Here is a 25,011-nt window from a genome sequence, read left to right on the forward strand (position 1 = left end):
GTGCGGGCGTTGTTGCTAAAGTTCTGAGCTAATTGCTGATATTATTTGACGCAATGCGCAATAAAAGGGCATCATTTGATGCCCTTTTTATACGCTGTCGAACCAGAACCTGGCTCATCAGTGATTTTTTTTGCCATAATCATTGCTGAGACAGGCTCTGAAGAGGGCGTTTAGTCCGAAACGCACCAGAGCATTTCGGTTTGGATCGCCTCGCGTACGCGGGGTGAAAATGTTTGTAGAATACTTCTGACAGGTTGGTTTATGAGTGCGAATACCGAAGCTCAAGGAAGCGGGCGCGGCCTGGAAGCGATGAAGTGGGTTGTTGTCGCTGTATTGCTGCTTGTCGCTATCGTTGGCAACTACCTCTATCGTGACATGATGCTGCCGTTGCGTGCGCTAGCCGTAGTGATTCTGATTGCTGCAGCGGGCGGTGTCGCGCTGTTGACGACAAAAGGTAAAGCGACCGTTGCTTTTGCCCGTGAAGCGCGTACCGAAGTCCGTAAGGTCATTTGGCCAACTCGCCAGGAAACGCTGCACACCACGCTGATCGTTGCTGCGGTCACTGCGGTAATGTCACTGATCCTGTGGGGACTGGATGGTATTCTGGTTCGCCTGGTATCCTTTATCACTGGCCTGAGGTTCTAAGATGTCTGAAGCTCCTAAAAAGCGCTGGTACGTCGTTCAGGCGTTTTCCGGTTTTGAAGGCCGCGTAGCCACATCGCTGCGTGAGTATATCAAGTTACAAAATATGGAAGAGTTGTTTGGCGAAGTCATGGTGCCGACTGAAGAAGTGGTCGAAATCCGTGGCGGCCAGCGTCGCAAAAGCGAACGTAAATTCTTCCCGGGCTATGTACTGGTCCAGATGGTCATGAACGATGCGAGCTGGCACCTGGTGCGTAGCGTGCCGCGTGTGATGGGCTTTATTGGCGGTACTTCTGACCGTCCAGCTCCGATCAGCGACAAAGAAGTTGATGCGATCATGAACCGCCTGCAGCAGGTTGGCGATAAGCCACGTCCGAAAACGATGTTTGAACCGGGCGAAATGGTTCGCGTTAGCGACGGTCCGTTTGCTGACTTTAACGGCGTAGTTGAAGAAGTGGATTATGAGAAGTCTCGTCTGAAGGTTTCCGTATCTATCTTTGGCCGTGCAACGCCGGTTGAGCTGGACTTCGCTCAGGTTGAGAAAGCCTAACAAGTCGATCAAAAAAGCGGCGATTTAATCGTTGCACAAGGCGCGAGATTGGAATACAATTTCGCGCCTTTTGTTTTTATGGATAGCATCCGTAAAACGAATTTTATCACGGGGAGCCTTTTTGAGGCGCTATAACCCAACTAGAGGAATTTAGAATGGCTAAGAAAGTCCAAGCCTATGTCAAGCTGCAGGTTGCAGCTGGTATGGCTAACCCGAGCCCGCCGGTAGGTCCAGCACTGGGTCAACAAGGCGTGAACATCATGGAATTCTGCAAAGCGTTTAACGCAAAAACTGATTCCATGGAGAAAGGTCTGCCGATCCCGGTTGTTATCACCGTTTACGCTGACCGTTCTTTCACTTTCGTTACCAAAACGCCTCCGGCAGCAGTTCTGCTGAAGAAAGCGGCTGGTATCAAGTCTGGTTCCGGTAAGCCGAACAAAGACAAAGTGGGTAAAATTTCCCGCGCTCAGCTGCAGGAAATCGCGCAGACCAAAGCTGCCGACATGACTGGTTCTGACATTGAAGCGATGACTCGCTCCATTGAAGGTACTGCACGTTCCATGGGCCTGGTAGTGGAGGATTAAGAAATGGCTAAACTGACCAAGCGTATGCGCGTGATCCGTGACAAAGTTGATACAACTAAACAGTATGATATCAACGAAGCTATTGCTCTGCTGAAAGAGCTGGCCACTGCTAAATTCGTAGAAAGCGTTGACGTTGCCGTTAACCTCGGTATCGATGCTCGTAAATCTGACCAGAACGTACGTGGTGCAACTGTACTGCCGCACGGTACTGGCCGTTCCGTTCGCGTAGCCGTATTTGCCCAGGGCGCAAACGCTGAAGCTGCTAAAGCTGCTGGCGCTGAACTGGTAGGTATGGAAGATCTGGCTGACCAGATCAAGAAAGGCGAAATGAACTTTGACGTTGTTATTGCTTCCCCGGATGCAATGCGCGTTGTTGGCCAGTTGGGCCAGGTTCTGGGTCCGCGTGGCCTGATGCCAAACCCGAAAGTTGGTACTGTAACCCCTAACGTTGCTGAAGCGGTTAAGAACGCTAAAGCGGGCCAGGTTCGTTACCGTAACGACAAAAACGGCATCATCCACACTACCATCGGTAAAGTGGATTTTGACGCTGACAAACTGAAAGAAAACCTGGAATCTCTGCTGGTTGCGCTGAAAAAAGCGAAACCGACTCAGGCTAAAGGCGTGTACATCAAGAAAGTTAGCATCTCCACCACCATGGGTGCTGGTGTTGCCGTTGATCAGTCCGGTCTGACCGCGACTGTGGCGAACTAATATTCGCCTTTACGTGGGCGGTGATTTTGTCTACAATCTTACCCCCACGTTTCTGCTAATTGCAGACGTATATCCAAGATATTCAGGCTGTGGCAAGGCGACAACTGAGTGAATCGCCAGGAGCATAGTTAACTATGTGACTGGTGTGAACGAAGGCAGTCAACGCCGTCACAGATTGAATAGCGACAGATAGACAAGATTTGTTCGTTGGAGCCTGGCCTATCCAGGCCTCCGTCGAAGACCGCAGGTGTTTCGAAAGAAGCTTAATGCCCTGCGTAGACGGTGACAGAACGCTAAGATTATTTCTGATACTCTGGCTTGTTTCTGCTCACCGTATTAAGACGCTCTGTCCGTTGGGAAGAGTGAAGTGAGTTCCGGGACATGAGTCCCGGCAAACATCCAGGAGCAAAGCTAATGGCTTTAAATCTTCAAGACAAACAAGCGATTGTTGCTGAAGTCAGCGAAGTAGCCAAAGGCGCGCTGTCTGCAGTAGTTGCGGATTCCCGTGGCGTTACTGTAGACAAAATGACTGAACTGCGTAAAGCAGGTCGCGAAGCCGGCGTATACATGCGTGTTGTTCGTAACACCCTGCTGCGCCGTGTTGTTGAAGGTACTCAGTTCGAGTGCCTGAAAGACGCGTTCGTTGGTCCGACCCTGATTGCATATTCTATGGAACACCCGGGCGCAGCTGCTCGTCTGTTCAAAGATTTCGCGAAAGCGAATGCAAAATTTGAGGTCAAAGCCGCAGCCTTTGAAGGTGAATTGATCCCGGCATCGCAAATCGATCGCCTGGCAACTCTGCCGACCTACGAAGAAGCAATTGCACGCCTGATGGCAACCATGAAAGAAGCTTCGGCTGGCAAACTGGTTCGCACTCTGGCTGCTGTTCGCGATGCGAAAGAAGCTGCTTAATCGCAGTTATCTTTATCAAGCATCTGCTTACGTATAAACTTATTCTGATTTTCAGGAACAATTTAAATGTCTATCACTAAAGATCAAATCATTGAAGCAGTATCCGCTATGTCCGTAATGGACGTTGTAGAACTGATTTCTGCAATGGAAGAAAAATTCGGTGTTTCTGCTGCTGCTGCTGTAGCTGTAGCTGCGGGCCCTGCTGAAGCTGCTGAAGAAAAAACTGAATTCGACGTGATTCTGAAAGGTATCGGCGCGAACAAAGTTGCAGTAATCAAAGCAGTACGTGGCGCAACTGGCCTGGGTCTGAAAGAAGCTAAAGACCTGGTAGAATCTGCTCCGGCCGCTCTGAAAGAAGGCGTGAGCAAAGATGACGCTGAAGCACTGAAAAAATCTCTGGAAGAAGCTGGCGCTGAAGTTGAAGTTAAATAAGCCAACTTTTCTAGTTGCAGCCTAAGAAATTAGGCTGATGGCTGGTGACTTTTTAGTCACCAGCCTTTTTGCGCTGTAAGGCGCCAGTAGCATTTCACACTGTTTGACTACTGTTGTGCCTTTCAATGTTTGTTTCTATCGACGCCTTAATATATTGCGACAGAGCCTCCGCTCTGTGTAAATCGCAACGAAATGGTTTAAGCGTGATAGCAACAGGCATTGCGGAAAGTATTCGATTTTCCGGTCAACAAAATAGTGTTGCACAAACTGTCCCTTCGTCGGACAGATGGGTCGACTTGTCAGCGAGCTGAGGAACCCTAATGGTTTACTCCTATACCGAGAAAAAACGTATTCGTAAGGATTTTGGTAAACGTCCGCAAGTGTTGGACATACCTTATCTCCTTTCTATCCAGCTTGACTCGTTTCAGAAGTTCATCGAGCAAGATCCTGAAGGGCAGTATGGTCTGGAAGCAGCTTTCCGTTCCGTTTTCCCTATTAAAAGCTATAGCGGTAATTCTGAGCTGCAGTACGTCAGCTACCGCCTTGGCGAACCTGTTTTTGACGTTCAGGAATGTCAGATCCGTGGCGTGACTTATTCCGCACCGCTGCGCGTCAAACTGCGTCTGGTGATCTACGAGCGCGAAGCGCCGGAAGGCACCGTAAAAGACATTAAAGAACAAGAAGTCTACATGGGTGAAATTCCACTCATGACTGACAACGGTACCTTTGTTATCAACGGTACCGAGCGTGTTATTGTTTCCCAGTTGCACCGTAGCCCAGGCGTCTTCTTTGACTCCGATAAGGGTAAAACCCACTCTTCGGGTAAAGTGCTTTATAACGCGCGTATCATTCCTTACCGTGGTTCCTGGCTGGATTTCGAATTCGATCCGAAGGACAACCTGTTCGTACGTATTGACCGTCGCCGCAAACTGCCAGCGACCATTATTCTGCGTGCGCTGCAGTACACCACTGAACAGATCCTTGACCTGTTCTTTGAGAAAGTTGTCTTCGAAATTCGCGACAACAAGCTGCAGATGGAACTGGTGCCGGAACGCCTGCGTGGTGAAACCGCCTCCTTTGATATTGAAGCTAACGGCAAAATCTACGTCGAAAAAGGTCGTCGCATCACTGCGCGCCATATTCGTCAGCTGGAAAAAGACGATATCAAGCTTATCGAAGTTCCAGTTGAGTACATCGCGGGCAAAGTTGCGGCTAAAGACTACGTTGACGCATCAACCGGTGAGCTGATTTGTGCAGCGAACATGGAGCTGAGCCTGGATCTGCTGGCTAAGCTGAGCCAGTCTGGTCACAAGCGTATCGAAACGCTGTTTACCAACGATCTGGATCACGGTGCATATATTTCTGAAACTATACGCGTCGACCCAACCAACGATCGTCTGAGCGCGCTGGTAGAAATCTACCGTATGATGCGCCCTGGTGAGCCGCCGACTCGCGAAGCTGCTGAAAGCCTGTTCGAGAACCTGTTCTTCTCCGAAGACCGCTATGACTTGTCTGCGGTTGGTCGTATGAAGTTCAACCGTTCTCTGCTGCGTGACGAGATCGAAGGTTCCGGTATCCTGAGCAAAGACGACATCATCGAAGTGATGAAGAAGCTCATCGATATCCGTAACGGTAAAGGCGAAGTCGATGATATCGACCACCTCGGTAACCGTCGTATCCGTTCCGTTGGCGAAATGGCGGAAAACCAGTTCCGCGTTGGCCTGGTACGTGTAGAGCGTGCGGTGAAAGAGCGTCTGTCTCTGGGCGATCTGGATACCCTGATGCCTCAGGATATGATCAACGCCAAGCCGATTTCTGCCGCAGTGAAAGAGTTCTTCGGTTCCAGCCAGCTGTCTCAGTTTATGGACCAGAACAACCCGCTGTCTGAGATTACGCACAAGCGTCGTATCTCTGCCCTCGGCCCAGGCGGTCTGACCCGTGAACGTGCAGGCTTCGAAGTTCGAGACGTACACCCGACTCACTACGGTCGCGTATGTCCAATCGAAACCCCTGAAGGTCCGAACATCGGTCTGATCAACTCCCTGTCCGTGTACGCACAGACTAACGAATATGGCTTCCTTGAGACGCCGTATCGTAAAGTGACTGACGGTGTTGTTACCGACGAAATTCATTACTTGTCTGCTATCGAAGAAGGCAACTACGTTATCGCTCAGGCGAACTCCAACCTGGATGACGAAGGCCACTTTGTAGAAGACCTGGTAACATGTCGTAGCAAAGGCGAATCCAGCTTGTTCAGCCGTGACCAGGTTGACTACATGGACGTATCCACCCAGCAGGTGGTATCCGTCGGTGCGTCCCTGATCCCGTTCCTGGAACACGATGACGCCAACCGTGCATTGATGGGTGCGAACATGCAACGTCAGGCGGTTCCGACTCTGCGTGCTGATAAGCCGCTGGTTGGTACCGGTATGGAGCGTGCTGTTGCCGTTGACTCCGGTGTTACTGCTGTTGCTAAGCGTGGCGGTACCGTTCAGTACGTTGATGCTTCCCGTATCGTTATCAAAGTTAACGAAGACGAGATGCATGCGGGTGAAGCGGGTATCGACATCTATAACCTGACCAAATACACCCGTTCTAACCAGAACACCTGTATCAACCAGATGCCTTGTGTCTCTCTGGGCGAGCCGGTTGAACGTGGTGATGTGCTGGCAGACGGTCCGTCCACCGACCTTGGTGAACTGGCTCTGGGTCAGAACATGCGCGTGGCATTCATGCCATGGAACGGTTACAACTTCGAAGACTCCATCCTCGTTTCCGAGCGTGTTGTTCAGGAAGACCGTTTCACTACCATCCACATTCAGGAACTGGCATGTGTGTCCCGTGACACCAAGCTGGGGCCGGAAGAGATCACCGCTGATATCCCGAACGTGGGTGAAGCTGCGCTCTCCAAACTGGATGAGTCCGGTATCGTTTACATTGGTGCAGAAGTCACCGGTGGCGACATTCTGGTAGGTAAGGTAACACCGAAAGGTGAAACCCAGCTGACCCCAGAAGAGAAGCTGCTGCGTGCCATCTTCGGTGAGAAAGCGTCTGATGTTAAAGACTCTTCTCTGCGTGTACCAAACGGTGTTTCCGGTACGATTATCGACGTTCAGGTCTTTACTCGCGATGGCGTAGAAAAAGACAAACGTGCGCTGGAAATCGAAGAGATGCAGCTGAAGCAGGCGAAGAAAGACCTGTCTGAAGAACTGCAGATCCTCGAAGCTGGCCTGTTTAGCCGTATCTACGCGGTGCTGGTTGCCGGTGGCGTTGAAGCTGAGAAGCTCGACAAACTGCCGCGCGATCGCTGGCTGGAACTCGGCCTGACCGACGAAGAGAAACAAAATCAGCTGGAACAGCTGGCTGAGCAGTACGACGAACTGAAACACGAATTCGAGAAAAAACTCGAAGCGAAACGCCGTAAAATCACTCAGGGCGACGATCTGGCACCAGGCGTGCTGAAGATTGTTAAGGTTTATCTGGCGGTTAAACGTCGGATCCAGCCTGGTGATAAGATGGCAGGTCGTCACGGTAACAAGGGTGTTATTTCTAAGATCAACCCGATCGAAGATATGCCACACGATGCTAACGGTACGCCGGTAGATATCGTACTGAACCCGCTGGGCGTACCATCGCGTATGAACATCGGTCAGATCCTTGAGACCCACCTGGGTATGGCTGCGAAAGGTATCGGCGAGAAAATCAACGCCATGCTGAAGCAGCAAGAAGAAGTCGCCAAACTGCGCGAATTCATCCAGCGTGCCTACGATCTGGGTACCGACGTTCGTCAGAAAGTTGACCTGAATACCTTCAGTGATGAAGAAGTTCTGCGTCTGGCTGAAAACCTGAAAAAAGGTATGCCGATCGCAACGCCGGTCTTCGACGGTGCGAAAGAGTCTGAAATCAAGGAACTGTTACAGCTGGGTGGCCTGCCGACTTCTGGTCAGATCACACTGTTCGACGGTCGTACCGGTGAGCAATTCGAGCGCCAGGTTACCGTTGGCTACATGTACATGCTGAAACTGAACCACTTGGTTGATGACAAGATGCACGCGCGTTCTACCGGTTCTTACAGCCTGGTTACTCAGCAGCCGCTGGGTGGTAAGGCTCAGTTCGGTGGTCAGCGCTTCGGGGAGATGGAAGTGTGGGCGCTGGAAGCATATGGCGCGGCATACACCCTGCAGGAAATGCTCACCGTTAAGTCTGATGACGTGAATGGTCGTACCAAGATGTATAAAAACATCGTGGACGGCAACCATCAGATGGAACCAGGCATGCCAGAATCCTTCAACGTACTGTTGAAAGAGATTCGTTCGCTGGGTATCAACATCGAGCTGGAAGACGAGTAACTCTCGCTCAAACAGGTCACTGGTGCCGGGGTAAGACCCGGCGCCAGATTGTGCTAACTCCGACGGGAGCAAATCCGTGAAAGATTTATTAAAGTTTCTGAAAGCGCAGACTAAAACCGAAGAGTTTGATGCGATCAAAATTGCTCTGGCCTCGCCAGACATGATCCGTTCATGGTCTTTCGGTGAAGTTAAGAAGCCGGAAACCATTAACTACCGTACGTTCAAACCTGAGCGTGACGGCCTTTTCTGCGCCCGTATCTTTGGGCCAGTAAAAGATTACGAGTGCCTGTGCGGTAAGTACAAGCGCCTGAAACACCGTGGTGTGATCTGTGAGAAGTGCGGCGTTGAAGTGACCCAGACTAAAGTACGCCGTGAGCGTATGGGCCACATCGAGCTGGCGTCTCCGACTGCGCACATCTGGTTCCTGAAATCACTGCCGTCCCGTATCGGTTTGTTGCTCGATATGCCGCTGCGTGATATCGAACGCGTACTGTACTTCGAATCATATGTTGTTATCGAAGGCGGTATGACCAATCTGGAACGTCAACAGATCCTGACTGAAGAGCAGTATCTGGACGCGCTGGAAGAGTTCGGTGACGAATTCGACGCGAAGATGGGTGCGGAAGCTATCCAGGCCCTGCTGAAGAGCATGGATCTGGAGCAAGAGTGTGAAACTCTGCGCGAAGAGCTGAACGAAACCAACTCCGAAACCAAGCGTAAGAAGCTGACCAAGCGTATCAAACTGCTGGAAGCGTTCGTACAGTCTGGCAACAAGCCAGAGTGGATGATCCTGACCGTTCTGCCGGTTCTGCCGCCAGATCTGCGTCCGCTGGTTCCGCTGGATGGTGGTCGTTTTGCGACTTCTGACCTGAACGATCTGTATCGTCGCGTCATTAACCGTAACAACCGTCTGAAACGTCTGCTGGATCTGGCTGCGCCAGATATCATCGTACGTAACGAAAAACGTATGCTGCAGGAAGCGGTTGACGCCCTGCTGGATAACGGTCGTCGCGGTCGTGCGATCACCGGTTCTAACAAACGTCCTCTGAAATCTTTGGCCGATATGATCAAAGGTAAGCAGGGTCGTTTCCGTCAGAACTTGCTCGGTAAGCGTGTTGACTACTCCGGTCGTTCTGTTATCACCGTAGGTCCATACCTGCGTCTGCATCAGTGCGGCCTGCCGAAGAAAATGGCACTGGAACTGTTCAAACCGTTCATCTACGGCAAGCTGGAACTGCGTGGCCTCGCCACCACCATTAAAGCCGCTAAGAAAATGGTTGAGCGTGAAGAAGCTGTCGTTTGGGATATCCTGGACGAAGTTATCCGCGAACACCCGGTACTGCTGAACCGTGCACCAACACTGCACCGTCTGGGTATCCAGGCATTTGAGCCGGTACTGATCGAAGGTAAAGCCATCCAGCTGCACCCGCTGGTTTGTGCGGCATATAACGCCGACTTCGATGGTGACCAGATGGCTGTTCACGTACCGCTGACGCTGGAAGCCCAGCTCGAAGCGCGTGCGCTGATGATGTCTACCAACAACATCCTGTCCCCGGCGAACGGCGAACCTATCATCGTTCCGTCTCAGGACGTTGTATTGGGTCTGTACTACATGACCCGTGACTGTGTTAACGCCAAAGGCGAAGGCATGGTGCTGACTGGCCCGAAAGAAGCTGAGCGTATCTATCGCGCTGGCCTGGCCTCTCTGCATGCGCGCGTTAAAGTGCGTATCACCGAATACGAAAAAGATGAAAACGGCGAATTCGTTGCGCATACCAGCATTAAAGACACGACCGTTGGCCGAGCTATTTTGTGGATGATCGTACCGAAAGGTCTGCCTTTCTCCATCGTCAACCAGGCGCTGGGTAAGAAAGCTATCTCCAAAATGCTGAACACCTGTTACCGCATTCTGGGCCTGAAGCCGACCGTTATCTTCGCTGACCAGACCATGTACACCGGCTTTGCCTATGCAGCGCGCTCAGGCGCATCTGTTGGTATTGACGACATGGTTATCCCAGAGAAGAAATACGAGATCATCTCTGAAGCGGAAGCTGAAGTTGCTGAGATCCAGGAGCAGTTCCAGTCTGGTCTGGTTACCGCGGGCGAACGCTACAACAAAGTTATCGATATCTGGGCTGCGGCGAACGATCGTGTATCCAAAGCGATGATGGACAACCTGCAAACCGAAACTGTTATTAACCGTGACGGCGTCGAAGAGCAGCAGGTTTCCTTCAACAGCATCTACATGATGGCCGACTCCGGTGCGCGTGGTTCTGCAGCACAGATTCGTCAGCTGGCAGGTATGCGTGGTCTGATGGCGAAGCCGGATGGCTCCATCATCGAAACGCCAATCACCGCGAACTTCCGTGAAGGTCTGAACGTACTCCAGTACTTCATCTCTACTCACGGTGCGCGTAAAGGTCTGGCGGATACCGCACTGAAAACAGCAAACTCCGGTTATCTGACACGTCGTCTGGTTGACGTCGCGCAGGATCTGGTTGTGACTGAAGATGACTGCGGCACACTGGAAGGCATCACCATGACCCCGGTTATCGAGGGTGGTGACGTTAAAGAGCCGCTGCGCGATCGCGTATTGGGTCGTGTGACTGCTGAAGACGTTCTGAAGCCGGGCACCGCGGATATTCTGGTTCCACGCAACACGCTGCTGCACGAGCACTGGTGTGACCTGCTGGAAGAGAACTCCGTTGACTCCGTCAAGGTACGTTCCGTTGTATCTTGTGACACCGACTTTGGTGTATGTGCGCACTGCTATGGTCGTGACCTGGCACGTGGCCACATCATCAACAAAGGTGAAGCCATCGGCGTTATCGCGGCACAGTCCATCGGTGAACCGGGTACACAGCTGACGATGCGTACGTTCCACATCGGTGGTGCGGCATCTCGTGCGGCTGCTGAATCCAGCATCCAGGTGAAAAACAAAGGTAGCATCCGTCTGAGCAATGCGAAGTCGGTTGTGAACTCTGCCGGTAAGCTGGTAGTGACCTCGCGTAACACCGAGCTGAAACTGATCGACGAATTCGGTCGTACCAAAGAGAGCTATAAAGTGCCTTACGGTGCTGTTATGGCGAAAGGTGATGGCGAACAGGTTACTGGCGGCGAAACCGTAGCAAACTGGGATCCACATACCATGCCTGTCATCACTGAAGTAAGTGGTTTCATCCGCTTCACTGACATGATCGACGGCCAGACCATTACTCGTCAGACCGACGAGCTGACCGGTCTGTCTTCTCTGGTGGTTCTGGATTCTGCAGAGCGTACTGCAGGTGGTAAAGACTTGCGTCCGGCACTGAAAATTGTTGATGCTAACGGTAACGACGTTCTGATCCCAGGTACCGATATGCCTGCGCAGTACTTCCTGCCGGGTAAAGCAATCGTCCAGCTGGAAGATGGTATCCAGATCAGTGCGGGTGATGCTCTGGCGCGTATTCCTCAGGAATCCAGCGGTACCAAGGACATCACCGGTGGTCTGCCACGCGTTGCGGATCTGTTCGAAGCACGTCGTCCGAAAGAGCCAGCTATCCTTGCGGAAATCAGCGGTATCATTTCCTTCGGTAAAGAAACCAAAGGGAAGCGTCGTCTGGTTATCACCCCGTTAGACGGCAGCGAACCGTACGAAGAGATGATTCCGAAATGGCGTCAGCTCAACGTGTTCGAAGGTGAACGTGTAGAACGTGGTGACGTTGTTTCCGACGGTCCGGAAGCACCGCACGACATCCTGCGTCTTCGTGGCGTACACGCGGTAACGCGTTACATCACCAACGAAGTTCAGGACGTTTACCGTCTGCAAGGCGTTAAGATTAACGATAAACACATTGAAGTTATCGTTCGTCAGATGCTGCGTAAAGCGACCATTGACAGTGCTGGTAGCTCCGACTTCCTGGAAGGCGAACAGGTTGAATACTCCCGCGTCAAGATTGCTAACCGCGATCTGGAAGCGAACGGCAAAGTTGCGGCAACTTACTCTCGCGACCTGCTGGGTATCACCAAAGCGTCTCTGGCAACCGAATCGTTCATCTCTGCCGCATCGTTCCAGGAGACCACGCGTGTCCTGACCGAAGCAGCCGTTGCGGGTAAACGCGACGAACTGCGTGGCCTGAAAGAGAACGTTATCGTGGGTCGTCTGATCCCTGCCGGTACCGGTTATGCGTACCACCAGGATCGTATGCGCCGTCGCGCAGCGGGCGAACAGCCGGCAGCGCCTCAGGTTACTGCGGAAGATGCATCTGCCAGCCTGGCAGAACTGCTGAACGCAGGTCTGGGCGGTTCTAACAACGATTAATCGTTGCTGACCGTAATGAAAAACCCGCCTCGGCGGGTTTTTTTTTGCCTGACATGCAGTCTTATGAATACTGTCAATAAAGACATGTCATTAAAAACAGTATTGACACTGTTTTTAAAATCCGTATGTTAATACTCAACAGCAGCGAAAGAGTAGTTAGCTGTTAAAGCAGTAAGAGTTAGTAGAGTTCGATAGGGGGATTGCGATAAAGGCCACGAAGTATTTTGTTGTATGGGGTAGTCGGCGTTGAAGTTATTTTGTTTCACATCGACGATGCTTTAAGGCTACGTAGTTGATATATGTAATCGCAAAAAGTTAAGTAAGCGCGACGATGTAAGGCCATGATTTAAAAGTTAATGTTTGCGGTTTCCATTATTGAGCAATCGCAAGGGAAGTCAGGCAACGCATCAAAGAGTATATGTCGCGAGGGGAAGTGTACTTGTTTAGGCCGCCATTCTTGAGTGAATTCATCAAGCTGGCGAAATATGTTTAACGGTAAATAGAGGAAGGTTCGTTAGTTGCATTCTCCAATATTATCTGTGGTAAACGTGTACATTTAAAATGTAGTACAAACAGCAGTATCAAATTGTAAGTCAATTAATGTTAAATCTGAAGTTTGTAGTAACTTAAAGCCCTGGCTGCAACGGTCAGGGCTTTTATTATATATACATCAAGGTGTTATCTTAGGCTCTTAACCAAATCAGCTCAACATTTCACCAGCTAAGGGCATTAAATAAATTAATGCTTGCTTAATGATTAGAAGTAAGGCTACTATAGCTGCATCGGTTTGGAACACAGACCTTATGAAAGCAGTTTTAGTAAAGCAGTTCTCAGTTCAAGCGTTATCCTCAGATACTCTTCTTCATGAGCCTCCTCCTAAGTGCCCAATAAGTTAATTTCTGCAAAACAGGCCATCTTCGCTGCATAAGCGGCTCAAAATATGAAAGGAAGTATCTATGTCTAACAAAATGACTGGTTTAGTAAAATGGTTTAACTCTGAGAAAGGCTTCGGCTTTATCACTCCTCAGGACGGTAGCAAAGATGTGTTTGTGCATTTTTCCGCTATCCAGAGCAACGATTATAAAACCTTAGACGAAGGCCAAAAAGTCGAGTTCTCCGTTGAGAACGGCGCGAAAGGCCCGTCTGCTGTTAACGTTATCGCGCTGTAATCGCCGATAATCACACGAACGCTTACGATAGCGATGAAGGCCAGAGCCTGAGCAGATAAGTGATAGTGAATAAAAAACCCGCGAAAGCGGGTTTTTTCGTTTTTACATCCGGATTCACTACATCTGTGACACACGTCCGAGAAAACTATCCCAGTCTTTCCACACGGGCTGTAAACCCTGCGCACTGAGAGCTGCGGCAACATCTTCAGGGCGCCGATCATCATGCGGAGAAAACTGTTCCAGTTCCGGGTGATTGTCGGCATAGCCGCCGGGCTGCGTCTTTGAGAAGGCGCTGACGTTATTGATTGCTAGCGGAATGACGTGGTCGCGAAACCACGGTGATTCACGCGTGGAGAGCGACAGCTCGATGTCCGGCGCCAACAAGCGAAACGCACAAATGGTTTGTACCAGTTGACGCTCATCCATAATCGATGCCGGTTCAATACCTCCGGTACATGGGCGCAGGCGTGGGAACGAGATTGAATAACGGCTTTGCCAGTAATGTTGCTGCATCCATAGCAAATGCTCGGCTACCATATAGCAATCAACCCGCCAACTGTCAGACAAGCCAATCAGTGCCCCAAGGCCAATTTTGTCGATACCGGCGTGACCAAGTCGGTCCGGCGTTTCCAGCCGCCAAAAGAAGTCCTGCTTTTTTCCCTTCAGATGGTGCCGGGCATAAGTCGCCTCATGGTAGCTCTCCTGATACACCATCACACCGTCCAGACCGAGTATCTTTAGCTCAGCATATTCAGCAACTGACAGCGGTTGTACCTCCATCTGTAGCGAAGAAAACTGACGACGGATGGCGGGTAAATGGCGGCGAAAATAGTCCATGCCGACTTTCGCCTGATGCTCGCCGGTGACCAGCAACAGATGCTCAAAACCCAGCTCGCGGATCGCCGCACACTCCCGTTGAATCTCTGATTCATCCAAAGTTTTACGCTTGATGCGGTTGCTCATGGAGAATCCGCAGTAAGAGCAGTCGTTGGCGCACAGATTCGAAAGATACAGCGGTACGTAAAAGCTGACGGCTTTACCAAAGCGTTGGCGGGTCAGCTTTTGCGCTCGCTGCGCCAGCGGCTCCAGATAATCGGCGGCGGCTGGCGAGAGCAGCGCCATCAGGTCATCACGACTCAGCTGTGCAGTGTTAAGTGCGCGCTCGACATCGGCGGCGGTTTTGCCGTTAATGCGCAGATGGATATCATCCCACTCCAGCTGTCGCCAGCGATCGCTGAAGGTTTTCATGCTGAGACCTCCAGAAATCCGGTCAACGGGCTGGTGGCGCAAGCATTGGTACTTCGGCTCCCCGGAACGGCCTGACGTGCCAGAAGGCCCGCTTCAACCGCCAGCCGGAACGCCGTCGCCATCATTACCGGGTCGTCCGCTACGGCAATCGCCGTGTTGACCAACACCGCGTCGGCCCCCATTTCCAACGCCTGCGTGGCATGGCTGGGCACACCGATCCCGGCATCAACCACCACTGGGACGGTGGCCTGCTGAATAATGATCTCCAGCATGGCGCGGGTTTCCAGGCCCTGATTTGAGCCAATGGGCGCACCGAGCGGCATGACCGCCGCACAGCCCACTTCTTCCAGCCGCTTGCACAGCACCGGATCCGCGCCGCAGTAGGGCAGCACCACGAAACCCTGCTTCACCAGCGCCTCGGCGGCTTTCAGCGTTTCGATAGGATCTGGTAACAGCCATCGAGCGTCAGGATGTATTTCTAATTTCAGCCAGTGCGTCCCCAGCGCTTCGCGCGCCAACTGCGCGGCAAAGATAGCTTCATCCGCCGTTTTTGCCCCTGAGGTATTCGGCAGCAGCGTTACCCCTGCCTCGACCAGTGGCACCAAAATGGCATCGTTGTGCTGGCGTAAATCCACGCGCTTCATTGCCAATGTCACCAGTTGGCTACCGGAGGCGCGAATGGCGTCGACCATCAGTTGCGATGAGGCAAATTTCCCCGTGCCGGTGAACAGATGTGAATCAAACGTTTTGTCGGCAATACGTAGCATATCAACCCCCTGCAATAACCTGAAAAAGCAGGATCTGGTCGCCTTCCTGCACGATTTGCTGTTCCCACTGCTCGCGCGGCAGGATCTGTTGATTCAGCGCCAGCGCTATCCCCGGCTTGAGCTGATTAAGCTCTGCCAGCAGCGCGCTGATGTTTTGCCCCTCGGCACACTGTGCTGGCTCATCATTGAATTGGATCTGCATGTTGCCCTCCGCATACCGGGCAACCGTGGGCGCGGCGTAACGCCAGGCTACGCCACTGGCTGGTTTTACCATCGAACAGGCGTAATTCACCGCTTGGGGTTTCAATACCGCTGAGAAGTTTGATGGCTTCCAGCGCCTGCAGGGTACCCATGATGCCAACGACCGGACCGACAATGCCTGCGGTACGGCAGTTGCGTTCGGGCTCGACGTCATCCGGCCACAGACAGCGGTAGCAGCCCTGTTCCCACGGCGGCGTCAGCACCATCAATTGTCCACCGAAGCCAACAGCGCTGGCAGTGATAAGCGGTGTATTCAGGGCGACGCAGGCGGTATTGATCGCCTGACGCGTCGCCATATTGTCGGTGCAGTCGAGCACCACGTCAGCGCGCGCCACCGCGTGCCTGAGCGCATCGCCTTTCAGGCGCTGCTGTAGCGCGACCAGTTCGATATCCGGGTTGAGCCGTGTCAGTCGCTGTTGGGCCATCTGGGATTTTGACCGGGCGATATCATCAGTCGTGAACAGGATCTGGCGCTGAAGATTACTCAGATGCACGTCGTCGTCGTCCACCAGCGTCAATGTGCCTACTCCCGCACCCGCCAGATACAGCGCGGCAGGGGAGCCTAATCCGCCCAAGCCAACAATCAGCACGTGGCTGTTGAGCAGTGTCTGCTGGCCCTCTATCGCAATATCACCGAGTAAAATCTGGCGGCTATAGCGCATAAAATCGCGATCATTCATCGCCTGCTCCTGCAATTGAAAGCAGCTGTGACGTGGCACCTCGCCAGTCAGCGGCCTGCGTGATGGCGCTGACCACCGCAATGCTGCCCACCCCGGTCGCCAGCACAGCCGGTGCCCGCGCGAGGCTGATACCGCCAATGGCGACAGTAGGGTAGTCAGCCAGTCGTTCGATATGCGTGGCGAGTTGTACCAATCCCTGTGGGGCAGATGGCATCTGCTTGGTTTGTGTCGGGAAGACGTGACCCAGTGCGATGTAAGAGGGGCGCGTGGCCAGCGCCACGTCAATCTCCATATCATCGTGGGTGGATACCCCAAGACGTAACCCTGCGGCCTGAATCGCCTTCAGGTCGGTGGTTTCAAGATCTTCCTGGCCCAGATGTACCCCGTAAGCATGGTGTTTAATCGCCAGTCGCCAGTAGTCATTGATAAACAGGCGGGCGTCATAGCGACGCCCCAGTTCAATGGCGGCAATTACGTCGGCTTCGACCTCTTCATCGCGTTTATCTTTGATTCGTAGTTGGATAGTACGTACGCCTGCATCAAGCAGGCGTTCAATCCACGCAATGCTGTCGACCACCGGGTACAGCCCGAGGCGGAAAGGTACCGTTGGGAATTCAGGCTGATACATCAGGCTTCCTCCTTTTTCAGGTAGATATCACCGCCTTTGGCGCGGAAGTTCTCCGACATACCCGCCATCCCCACTTCGATGGTTTGTGCGGCAGCGTAGTCGCGCACTTCCTGGCTAATTTTCATCGAGCAGAATTTCGGCCCGCACATTGAGCAGAAGTGAGCGACTTTGCCGGACTCCTGTGGCAGGGTTTCATCGTGGTAGGCGCGGGCGGTGAACGGGTCGAGCGCCAGATTAAACTGGTCTTCCCAGCGGAATTCGAAGCGCGCTTTTGACATGGCGTTATCGCGGATCTGCGCACCCGGATGCCCTTTAGCTAAATCGGCGGCATGCGCGGCAATCTTGTAGGTAATCAACCCCTGCTTCACGTCTTCTTTGTTCGGCAGGCCGAGGTGCTCTTTTGGCGTGACGTAGCACAGCATCGCGCAGCCAAACCAGCCAATCATTGCCGCACCAATACCGGAGGTGAAGTGGTCATAGCCTGGGGCGATATCAGTCGTTAATGGCCCTAAAGTGTAGAACGGCGCTTCATGGCAGTGTTCCAGCTCTTCGGTCATGTTGCGCTTAATCATCTGCATCGGTACGTGGCCAGGGCCTTCAATCATCACCTGCACGTCATATTCCCAGGCAATTTTGGTCAGCTCGCCCAGCGTATGCAGCTCTGAGAACTGTGCCTCGTCGTTGGCATCCTGAATAGAGCCCGGACGCAGACCATCACCCAGCGACAGAGAAACGTCATAAGCGGCGCAGATTTCACAGATTTCGCGGAAGTGCTCGAACAGGAAGTTTTCTTTGTGATGGGAGAGGCACCATTTCGCCATGATGGAGCCGCCGCGCGAGACAATCCCGGTCAGGCGTTTAGCGGTCATCGGCACATAGCGCAGCAGCACACCCGCGTGGATAGTGAAATAGTCGACGCCCTGCTCGGCCTGCTCCAGCAGCGTATCGCGGAACGCTTCCCAGGTGAGATCTTCGGCGATCCCGTTGACCTTCTCCAGTGCCTGGTAGATCGGTACGGTGCCGATCGGCACCGGGCTGTTTCGCAGGATCCATTCACGGGTTTCGTGAATATAGCGACCGGTGGACAGGTCCATCACCGTATCCGCCCCCCAGCGCGTGGACCACACCAGCTTTTCCACTTCTTCTTCGATGGAGGAAGTGACCGCTGAGTTACCGATGTTGGCATTGACCTTCACCAGGAAATTACGTCCGATGATCATCGGCTCTGATTCCGGGTGGTTGATGTTGGCGGGGATGATGGCGCGCCCGGCAGCGACTTCATCACGGACGAATTCCGCCGTGATATTTTCCGGCAGGCTGGCGCCAAAGCTCATGCCTGGATGCTGGTGGCGCAGCACTTCACTGCGAATGCGCTCGCGGCCCATATTTTCGCGGATAGCGATAAACTCCATCTCCGGAGTGACGATGCCCTGGCGCGCGTAGTGCAACTGGGTCACGCAGCGGCCGGTTTTGGCGCGCTTAGGCGTCAGCAAGCCGTTGAAACGCAGCTCGTCCAGGCCATCATCGGCCAGGCGCTCTTTGGTATAGGCGGAGCTACGGTCGTCCAGCTCTTCGCTGTCATTACGTGCGGATATCCACGGCAGGCGCAGTTTTGCCAGACCCATCTGGACGTTAATTGCCACATCAGGATCGCCATACGGGCCAGAGGTGTCATATACCGGCACGGCTTCGTTCTCTTCGTACTGCGGGGTATCTTTACTGCCGCCAATGAGCGTCGGGCTGAGCTGGATTTCACGCATAGGAATACGGATATCTGGCTGTGAACCAGCAATATAGATGCGTTTTGAGTTAGGAAAGGCGGTCCCTTCCAGGGTGTCGATAAAGTGTTGGGCCTGGGCGCGCTGTTCGCGGCGGGATGGTTTAGTAGTGGCAGACATAGCTCATTCCAAAAAAGTAAGGATATGGCTTGTCAGACGACGGATGAAGCAAGAGGGAAGATCGCCCATGGGCGATACAACTGTAGATTTACTCTTGTTCCCTTCGCAGGTATTAGCCTGATCAGGTTCCGCGGATCCCGAATTAACGGTCTCAGCCTTTTCCACTCATGCTGATGTGGAAAATAAGCACTCCGACAAGATAATTCCCCCTCTGACGAGGAGGAATGGTTGTAAACTACCTGTTACTCGCGCAAATCTCAAGCAGGGCGTTTGATCATTGCGCTGTCGTGTACCGCATCAAGCACCAGCATAATCAACTTATCTTCCAGCATAAACCGGGCCTCCAGCGCCTCGCCGATATCCGACAATGCCTGTTGAAATTCAAGGAAATTATCGTGGTCAATGGCGTTTTCCAGACTGGAATCATAGTCGTCCATAATCTGTTGTGTATTGGCTTCCAGAAGAGGCCAAATTTTTGTGGCTTTTAAAAGCTGCCCGTTCCCTTCCAATTTATGCAGAATACGTTCATAAATACTGAAGTGTCCGGTGGAGAGGTAGTCGACCAGGCTCTGACAAAAATCATCCAGCGCTTTTTCATTGAGCCGCATGTACGATTCTTTGCCAGGCTTAATGCCAACCAGATTGTAGTAAGCCACGAGCAGGTGCTTACGTACATGTAGCCAGCGATCAACCAGTTTATTACTTCCTCCGACGTGTTCCGTCAGGCTTTCCAGCTGGTTTAGCATGATTGACTCCGCAAGGTGGTGTTGAAAAACGGCTCACCGATAAATGTAAAAATAATGTAAACAACATGCCTGTGAAGCAAAGGTTGCGCAAGAGATATGGATCGTATTATTGAAAAATTAGACAGCGGCTGGTGGATCGTCAGTCATGAACAAAAATTGTGGTTGCCTCACGGAGAGCTGCCACATGGTGACGCGGCTGGTTTTGATCTGCTGGGTCAGCGCGGGTTGCCGATAGGCGAGTGGGAAGGTGAAACCGTCTGGCTGGTGCAGCAGCAGCGTCGCCACGATATGGGCTCAGTGCGCCAGATCCTCGATCAGGATGTGGGACTGTTTCAACTGGTCGGACGCGGCGTGCAGTTGGCTGAGTTTTTCCGTTCGCATAAATTCTGCGGTTATTGTGGCCATCCGATGCACCCAAGCAAAACCGAATGGGCAATGCTGTGTAGCCACTGCCGTGAACGTTATTATCCGCAAATTGCCCCCTGCATTATTGTCGCCATCCGTCGTGAAGACTCCCTTCTGCTGGCTCAGCATGTTCGCCACCGCAACGGCGTGCATACCGTGCTGGCCGGTTTTGTTGAAGTGGGGGAGACCTTAGAACAAGCGGTAGCGCGAGAAGTGATGGAAGAAAGCGGCATTAAGGTGAAAAACCTGCGCTACGTTACCTCCCAGCCCTGGCCGTTTCCGCAGTCTTTGATGACCGCGTTTATGGCGGAATATGATAGCGGGGAGATCGTCATCGACCCGAAAGAACTGCTGGAAGCGAACTGGTATCGCTACGATGACTTACCGCTACTTCCCCCGCCGGGTACCGTCGCACGTCGACTGATCGAAGATACCGTGGCGATGTGTCGGGCTGAGTACGAGTAAAGAACGAGTAATGATACACTGACGGCCTGACGCTAAAAGGAAGATAAAAATGACCGAACTGAAGAACGATCGTTACCTGCGTGCGCTGCTGCGCCAGCCTGTTGATGTTACTCCGGTATGGATGATGCGCCAGGCGGGCCGCTATTTGCCGGAGTACAAAGCCACTCGTGCGCAAGCGGGCGATTTCATGGCGCTGTGCAAAAACGCCGAGCTGGCCTGCGAAGTGACGCTACAACCGCTGCGCAGGTATAAACTTGATGCGGCGATCCTCTTTTCGGACATTTTGACCATCCCGGATGCGATGGGACTTGGGCTGTACTTTGAAGCTGGCGAAGGCCCACGCTTTACCTCTCCCATCACCTGTAAGGCCGATGTGGATAAGCTGCCGATCCCGGACCCGGAAGGGGAACTGGGCTACGTGATGAACGCGGTACGTACTATTCGCCGCGAGCTGAAGGGCGACGTGCCGCTGATCGGCTTCTCTGGCAGTCCGTGGACGCTGGCGACTTACATGGTGGAAGGCGGCAGCAGCAAAGCCTTCACCGTGATTAAAAAGATGATGTACGCCGATCCAACGTCGCTGCATCTGCTGCTCGATAAGCTGGCGAAAAGCGTCACGCTATACCTGAATGCGCAGATCAAAGCCGGCGCGCAATCGGTGATGATTTTCGACACCTGGGGCGGCGTGCTGACCGGTCGCGACTATCAGCAGTTCTCTCTCTATTACATGCACAAAATTGTCGATGGTCTGCTGCGTGAAAACGACGGCCGCCGCGTGCCGGTCACCTTGTTTACTAAAGGCGGCGGACAGTGGCTGGAAGCGATGGCGGAAACTGGATGTGATGCGCTGGGTCTCGACTGGACGACAGATATTGCCGATGCGCGTCGTCGTGTCGGTCATAAAGTGGCGTTACAGGGCAATATGGACCCGTCCATGCTCTACGCACCGGCACCGCGTATCGAAGAAGAAGTCGCCACGATACTGACGGGCTTCGGTCAAGGGGAAGGCCACGTCTTTAACCTGGGCCACGGTATCCACCAGGACGTGCCGCCGGAACATGCCGGGGTGTTTGTGGAGGCGGTACATCGCTTGTCTGAGCAGTACCACCGCTAAGGAGTCACGATGGATCTCGCGTCGCTACGCACCCAACAGCTTGAACTGGCCTCTGCGGTGATCCGTGAAGATCGCTTTAAAAGCGATCCGCCGGATCTGATCGCTGGGGCAGATGTCGGGTTTGAGCAGGGCGGAGAGGTGACGCGAGCCGCCATCGTGCTACTGAAGTATCCTTCTCTTGAGCTGGTTGAATATAAGGTGGCGCGTATCGCCACCACCATGCCGTATATCCCCGGTTTTCTCTCTTTTCGCGAATATCCTGCGCTGCTGGCTGCCTGGGAACAATTATCGCAGAAGCCTGACTTAGTGTTCGTTGATGGTCACGGTATTTCCCACCCGCGTCGTCTTGGCGTTGCCAGCCATTTTGGTCTGCTGGTGGATGTCCCGACGATTGGCGTGGCGAAAAAACGGCTGTGCGGCAAGTTTGACCCCTTATCTGCTGAACCCGGGGCGCTAGCGCCACTGTTGGATAAAGGCGAGCAACTGGCGTGGGTCTGGCGCAGCAAAGCACGCTGTAATCCACTGTTTATCTCTACCGGACATCGCGTGGGCATGGATAGTGCGCTGGCGTGGGTGCAGCGTTGTATGAACGGCTATCGCCTGCCGGAACCGACACGCTGGGCGGATGCGGTGGCATCGGAACGCCCGGCTTTTACGCGGCTTGCAGCAAAAACGCCCCATATCGGGTAAACTGCGACTAATTTCCGTATTCGAGAACTCATCATGTTACAAAACCCGATTCATCTGCGTCTGGAGAAGCTGGAAAGCTGGCAGCACGTCACCTTTATGGCCTGTCTGTGTGAGCGCATGTACCCAAACTACGCCATGTTCTGCAAGCAAACGGAGTTTGGAGATGGGCAGATTTACCGCCGAATCCTGGATTTAGTCTGGGAAGTGCTGACCGTCAAGGATGCGAAAATCAATTTTGACAGCCAGCTGGAGAAGTTTGAAGAGGCTATTCCGTCCGCAGACGACTACGATCTGTACGGCGTTTATCCGGCGATTGACGCCTGTGTTGCCCTGAGCGAAGTCATGCATTCTCGTCTGAGCGGTGAAACCCTGGAACACGCGATTGAAGTCAGTAAGGCTTCGATTACCAGCGTCGCGATGCTGGAAATGACGCAAGCGGGTCGCGAAATGACCGATGAAGAGCTGAAAGAGAACCCTGCCGTTGAGCAAGAATGGGATATTCAGTGGGAAATATTCCGACTTTTAGCCGATTGCGAAGAACGCGATCTTGAGCTGATAAAAGGGCTGCGTGCAGACCTGCGCGAGGCTGGCGAGAGCAATATTGGTATAATTTTTCAGCAATGACACCACAAAACGTGATTTAACGCCTGATTTGTCGTGCCTGAAGGCTTCCCATCCGCCCCCCGTCTGGTCTACATTTGGGGGGCGAAGAAAAGTGGCTATCGGTGCGTGTATGCAGGAGAGTGCTTTTCTGGCATTTCCGTCGCACTCGATGCTTAGCAAGCGATAAACACATTGTAAGGATAACTTATGAACAAGACTCAACTGATTGATGTAATTGCAGACAAAGCAGAACTGTCCAAAACACAGGCTAAAGCTGCTCTGGAATCCACTCTGGCTGCTATTACTGAGTCTCTGAAAGAAGGCGATGCTGTACAACTGGTTGGTTTCGGTACCTTCAAAGTGAACCACCGCGCTGAGCGTACTGGCCGCAACCCGCAGACCGGTCAAGAAATCAAAATCGCCGCAGCTAACGTACCGGCATTTGTTTCTGGTAAAGCACTGAAAGACGCGGTTAAGTAATTCGCGTGGCAGTGAACAGTTTTAACGAGGGGGCGGTTTCGCCCCTTTTGTCCATCTGGCGTCATACGCTTTGGCTTTCAGGTGTTCTGTTGCTGTCTGCCTGCAGTCGCCACTCTGAGCTTCCTCCGTTCACGGCCAGCGGTTATGTTGGCGATCACGGAGCGGTACGCGTTTGGCGTAAAGATTCCAACGATGATGTGCATCTGCTCTCCGTTTTTAGTCCGTGGCGAAGCGGCGACACAACCACCAGTGAGTACCGCTGGCAGGGTGACACCCTCTCTCTGATAGAACTCAACGTATACAGCCAACCGCCTGAGCATGTTCGCATCCGTTTCGACGATCGGGGTGAACTAAGTTTTATGCAGCGTGAAGTCGATGGACAAAAGCAGCAGCTTTCCAGCGATCAAATTGCGCTCTACCGCTACCGTGCCGATCAAACCCGTCAGACCAGCGATGCGCTGCGCCAGGGACGTGTGGTATTACGGCAGGGGCGTTGGCATGCCGCCGAACGCACGGTCACTACGTGTGAAGGCGAGACGATCAAACCTGATTTAGATTCATGGGCGATAAACCATATCGAGCGCCGCCAGAGCCGCTCGTCGGTCGACGTGAGCGTGGCATGGCTGGAAGCGCCTGAGGGATCTCAGCTGTTGCTGGTCGCGAATTCTGATTTCTGCCGTTGGCAGCCAAAAGATAAAACATTTTAACGCCGGATGGCGACGCAAAAGCGTCTTATCCGGCTTACGGTATCCATCTGTAGGCCTGATTAGCGTAGCGCCATCAGGCATTAAGTTCTTTACCAGTGGCCCATACCCATATGACCCCCGCCACGATGGTAACTGCCGCCACCGCAACCCATGCCGGCACCGCGAGGCACACCCGCCTCCGCCATGGCGACATCCCGTTTCACCCGTTGCTCATCCAGCGCTTGATTCAGAGATTCTATCTCTTTTGCGACGGCATTAATTTTTGCGCTGTCCAGCGGGCTGGCGGTGAGCAACGCGTTGTACTCATAACGTTTGGACGTCAACTGCTGGCGCAATGCGCGGGTCTGCGTGTAGTAATCATCAGCGATTTTCTGGGCTGCGGCCTGCTGCTCGGTGGTCATTGGCGTACCACCCTGTTGCCACATTCCCTCACCATTGCCCCAGTGATGTTGCGCCAGTGCCGGGGTGGAACCCAGAGCCATCAGCGAGAGGACCATTAGCGCCAGTTTATTATTCCGTTTCATCGTTCGTTCTCCTGTTGGTTAGCTTACTTTCTCTTTTGCATCTTCCGTGCCAACCTGGACGTCCTTGTGCTGCGGGGATCGCGCGGCTGCCGTCCGGGCGTAAGCGAGTAAAAATGACTCGCCAGAACAGCCCGGTGGGTCATTTT

General features: G+C 53.0%; 23 protein-coding genes and 1 riboswitch. Of the genes, 15 read left to right on the plus strand and 8 right to left on the minus strand.

What is annotated here, in order from left to right; translation table 11 throughout:
• Window positions 1-261 precede the first annotated feature (261 nt).
• From secE to FDX01_RS04075, 9 genes are all read left to right on the plus strand, one after another.
• Window positions 262-645: a preprotein translocase subunit SecE gene (secE, locus tag FDX01_RS04035; protein ID WP_003033128.1), complete on the plus strand. Its 384-nt coding sequence runs from the start codon at window positions 262-264 to the stop codon at window positions 643-645.
• Between the two features lies 1 nt (window position 646).
• The gene (gene nusG, locus FDX01_RS04040; protein ID WP_003033125.1) at window positions 647-1,192 is read left to right on the plus strand and encodes a transcription termination/antitermination protein NusG; all 546 of its coding nucleotides are present in this window, start codon (window positions 647-649) and stop codon (window positions 1,190-1,192) included.
• Between the two features lie 155 nt (window positions 1,193-1,347).
• Window positions 1,348-1,776, plus strand: a complete 429-nt coding sequence (rplK, locus tag FDX01_RS04045; RefSeq protein WP_003033122.1) for a 50S ribosomal protein L11 — start codon at window positions 1,348-1,350, stop codon at window positions 1,774-1,776.
• A gap of 3 nt (window positions 1,777-1,779) precedes the next feature.
• Window positions 1,780-2,487, plus strand: coding sequence for a 50S ribosomal protein L1 (rplA, locus tag FDX01_RS04050; protein WP_096758782.1), 708 nt, complete (start codon window positions 1,780-1,782; stop codon window positions 2,485-2,487).
• 414 nt (window positions 2,488-2,901) lie between these two features.
• Entirely contained in the window at window positions 2,902-3,399 is a 498-nt protein-coding gene (rplJ, locus tag FDX01_RS04055; RefSeq protein WP_007704673.1) for a 50S ribosomal protein L10, read from the plus strand.
• Between the two features lie 66 nt (window positions 3,400-3,465).
• Window positions 3,466-3,831 (plus strand): 50S ribosomal protein L7/L12, encoded by a 366-nt coding sequence (gene rplL, locus FDX01_RS04060; protein ID WP_049842133.1) that lies wholly within the window; start codon window positions 3,466-3,468, stop codon window positions 3,829-3,831.
• A 320-nt stretch (window positions 3,832-4,151) separates the two neighbouring features.
• The gene (gene rpoB, locus FDX01_RS04065; protein WP_096758781.1) at window positions 4,152-8,180 is read left to right on the plus strand and encodes a DNA-directed RNA polymerase subunit beta; all 4,029 of its coding nucleotides are present in this window, start codon (window positions 4,152-4,154) and stop codon (window positions 8,178-8,180) included.
• A 76-nt stretch (window positions 8,181-8,256) separates the two neighbouring features.
• Window positions 8,257-12,480 carry a DNA-directed RNA polymerase subunit beta' gene (gene rpoC, locus FDX01_RS04070; protein WP_096758780.1) on the plus strand — a complete coding sequence of 1,408 codons (4,224 nt, stop codon included), beginning with the start codon at window positions 8,257-8,259 and terminating at the stop codon, window positions 12,478-12,480.
• 956 nt (window positions 12,481-13,436) lie between these two features.
• The gene (locus tag FDX01_RS04075; RefSeq protein ID WP_096758779.1) at window positions 13,437-13,649 is read left to right on the plus strand and encodes a cold-shock protein; all 213 of its coding nucleotides are present in this window, start codon (window positions 13,437-13,439) and stop codon (window positions 13,647-13,649) included.
• Between the two features lie 117 nt (window positions 13,650-13,766).
• On the opposite strand, the gene thiH is transcribed toward FDX01_RS04075, so the two are convergent.
• From thiH to rsd, 7 genes are all read right to left on the minus strand, one after another.
• On the minus strand, window positions 13,767-14,897 hold the full coding sequence (thiH, locus tag FDX01_RS04080) for a 2-iminoacetate synthase ThiH (RefSeq protein WP_137399273.1): 1,131 nt from the start codon (window positions 14,895-14,897) through the stop codon (window positions 13,767-13,769).
• On the minus strand, window positions 14,894-15,664 hold the full coding sequence (thiG, locus tag FDX01_RS04085; RefSeq protein ID WP_115259736.1) for a thiazole synthase: 771 nt from the start codon (window positions 15,662-15,664) through the stop codon (window positions 14,894-14,896). The genes thiH and thiG overlap by 4 nt, the downstream gene beginning before the upstream one ends.
• A 1-nt stretch (window position 15,665) precedes the next feature.
• Window positions 15,666-15,866, minus strand: coding sequence for a sulfur carrier protein ThiS (gene thiS / locus FDX01_RS04090; RefSeq protein WP_137399274.1), 201 nt, complete (start codon window positions 15,864-15,866; stop codon window positions 15,666-15,668).
• Window positions 15,847-16,605 carry a HesA/MoeB/ThiF family protein gene (locus FDX01_RS04095; RefSeq protein ID WP_137399275.1) on the minus strand — a complete coding sequence of 253 codons (759 nt, stop codon included), beginning with the start codon at window positions 16,603-16,605 and terminating at the stop codon, window positions 15,847-15,849. Before FDX01_RS04095 ends, thiS begins: the two co-directional genes overlap by 20 nt.
• Window positions 16,598-17,233 (minus strand): thiamine phosphate synthase, encoded by a 636-nt coding sequence (gene thiE / locus FDX01_RS04100; protein WP_137399276.1) that lies wholly within the window; start codon window positions 17,231-17,233, stop codon window positions 16,598-16,600. The genes FDX01_RS04095 and thiE overlap by 8 nt, the downstream gene beginning before the upstream one ends.
• The gene (thiC, locus tag FDX01_RS04105; protein WP_137399277.1) at window positions 17,233-19,131 is read right to left on the minus strand and encodes a phosphomethylpyrimidine synthase ThiC; all 1,899 of its coding nucleotides are present in this window, start codon (window positions 19,129-19,131) and stop codon (window positions 17,233-17,235) included. The genes thiE and thiC overlap by 1 nt, the downstream gene beginning before the upstream one ends.
• Window positions 19,132-19,212: 81 nt before the next feature.
• Window positions 19,213-19,335, minus strand: a riboswitch (TPP riboswitch).
• Between the two features lie 53 nt (window positions 19,336-19,388).
• Window positions 19,389-19,877, minus strand: coding sequence for a sigma D regulator (gene rsd / locus FDX01_RS04110; protein WP_096758772.1), 489 nt, complete (start codon window positions 19,875-19,877; stop codon window positions 19,389-19,391).
• 96 nt (window positions 19,878-19,973) lie between these two features.
• Between rsd and nudC the strand changes: the two genes are divergently transcribed.
• The 6 genes from nudC to FDX01_RS04140 all read left to right on the plus strand — a co-directional run bounded on the left by nudC (window position 19,974) and on the right by FDX01_RS04140 (window position 24,341).
• Complete coding sequence (gene nudC, locus FDX01_RS04115) at window positions 19,974-20,747, plus strand: NAD(+) diphosphatase (protein WP_115259732.1); 774 nt, start codon at window positions 19,974-19,976, stop codon at window positions 20,745-20,747.
• 49 nt (window positions 20,748-20,796) lie between these two features.
• Entirely contained in the window at window positions 20,797-21,861 is a 1,065-nt protein-coding gene (gene hemE / locus FDX01_RS04120) for a uroporphyrinogen decarboxylase (RefSeq protein ID WP_137399278.1), read from the plus strand.
• A 9-nt stretch (window positions 21,862-21,870) separates the two neighbouring features.
• Window positions 21,871-22,551, plus strand: coding sequence for a deoxyribonuclease V (nfi, locus tag FDX01_RS04125; RefSeq protein ID WP_135912745.1), 681 nt, complete (start codon window positions 21,871-21,873; stop codon window positions 22,549-22,551).
• A 33-nt stretch (window positions 22,552-22,584) separates the two neighbouring features.
• On the plus strand, window positions 22,585-23,175 hold the full coding sequence (locus FDX01_RS04130; protein WP_096758768.1) for a YjaG family protein: 591 nt from the start codon (window positions 22,585-22,587) through the stop codon (window positions 23,173-23,175).
• A gap of 186 nt (window positions 23,176-23,361) precedes the next feature.
• Window positions 23,362-23,634 carry a nucleoid-associated protein HU-alpha gene (gene hupA / locus FDX01_RS04135; protein ID WP_096758767.1) on the plus strand — a complete coding sequence of 91 codons (273 nt, stop codon included), beginning with the start codon at window positions 23,362-23,364 and terminating at the stop codon, window positions 23,632-23,634.
• Window positions 23,635-23,645: 11 nt separating this feature from the next.
• Window positions 23,646-24,341 (plus strand): DUF1481 domain-containing protein, encoded by a 696-nt coding sequence (locus FDX01_RS04140; protein WP_096759484.1) that lies wholly within the window; start codon window positions 23,646-23,648, stop codon window positions 24,339-24,341.
• 89 nt (window positions 24,342-24,430) lie between these two features.
• Here the strand turns inward: FDX01_RS04140 and zraP are convergent, their stop codons facing one another.
• Window positions 24,431-24,865 carry a zinc resistance sensor/chaperone ZraP gene (zraP, locus tag FDX01_RS04145; protein ID WP_096758766.1) on the minus strand — a complete coding sequence of 145 codons (435 nt, stop codon included), beginning with the start codon at window positions 24,863-24,865 and terminating at the stop codon, window positions 24,431-24,433.
• Between the last annotated feature and the right edge of the window lie 146 nt (window positions 24,866-25,011).

This window comes from Citrobacter sp. wls613 (assembly GCF_005281195.1).
In the GTDB taxonomy this organism is placed as follows: Bacteria; Pseudomonadota; Gammaproteobacteria; order Enterobacterales; family Enterobacteriaceae; genus Citrobacter; species Citrobacter gillenii.